General features: G+C 31.4%; 1 protein-coding gene. It reads right to left on the bottom strand.

Going from position 1 to position 879, the window contains the following annotated elements; genetic code table 11:
* Positions 1-149: 149 nt before the first annotated feature.
* On the bottom strand, positions 150-879 hold a 730-nt coding region (locus ACE1ET_RS20510; RefSeq protein WP_375730297.1), incomplete at its 5' end, for a hypothetical protein.

Raw genomic sequence — 879 nt, 5'->3', positions numbered from 1 at the left:
CACCTAACGTTCCCGCGGTATGGTGTCGTGGCAGTTTCTGTCCGATAGGATAGGAACTGTCAGGACGAAAAGAGCTGGCAGCGAACGTTGAATTATTTGGTTTAAAAGTACTGCCATGCACTATGACCGCGTGTTGTGCCCTGGTTTTTCTATTCTTCTTCTAATATTTCCTGTTCAATTGATAAGGTGTCTTTATAGGCTTTTACCATATTTGGTCTTTTTGTAGAAATATCTATATTAAAGCTACGAGTCTTTAAAATAGAATCATATTCTTGCCCATTAAATCTACCTTTAATCGTATCTTCAATGGAATAATGGAACTTCCAAAGCAATTCATTTTCACTGCGGTCAAATCTCAGGTCAACATATTTTTCGTCGTACTGAAAATTTTGAATTTGAAATATTGAATCAGCGATAGTTATAGCTTTATCATAGTTTAATAATTTATAGTCAAAAGGTTTAGGTATATTTATATCAATAATTTGTCCATAACCATCCATATCAATTTTTATAATATATTTCTGTATTCCTAACTTCAAATTATGAAAGTTATAATGTAGCATATATTCCGGTAAAATTCCGTTAGGAGAGTAATAATAATTGTAATCATATAGATACTTTTTCAGGTCAACTTTATAACCATTTGTAAATGTTACATCGTTAGTATCAACACGCCAACTATCTAGATACGCAGGGATTATATATTTAAATAAGTCAGGAAAACTGTCAACCGAAAAATATTCAGTTAAGTAAATGTCATCAATATATTTAAAGTCATTCTCTGAGTACAATGATTTTTGCGCATTTGTACAAATAGCGAAGTAGAGTAATATTGGTATTATAAAAATTCGTTTCATTTTTTTAAACTTGGGCACAACG

Source organism: Quyinboa mangrovi, assembly GCF_042219825.1.
Lineage (GTDB): Bacteria > Bacteroidota > Bacteroidia > Bacteroidales > UBA5342 > JBHJHP01.
The sequence above is the reverse complement of the archived record's forward strand: the minus strand, read 5'-3'. Positions and strand labels throughout refer to the sequence as shown.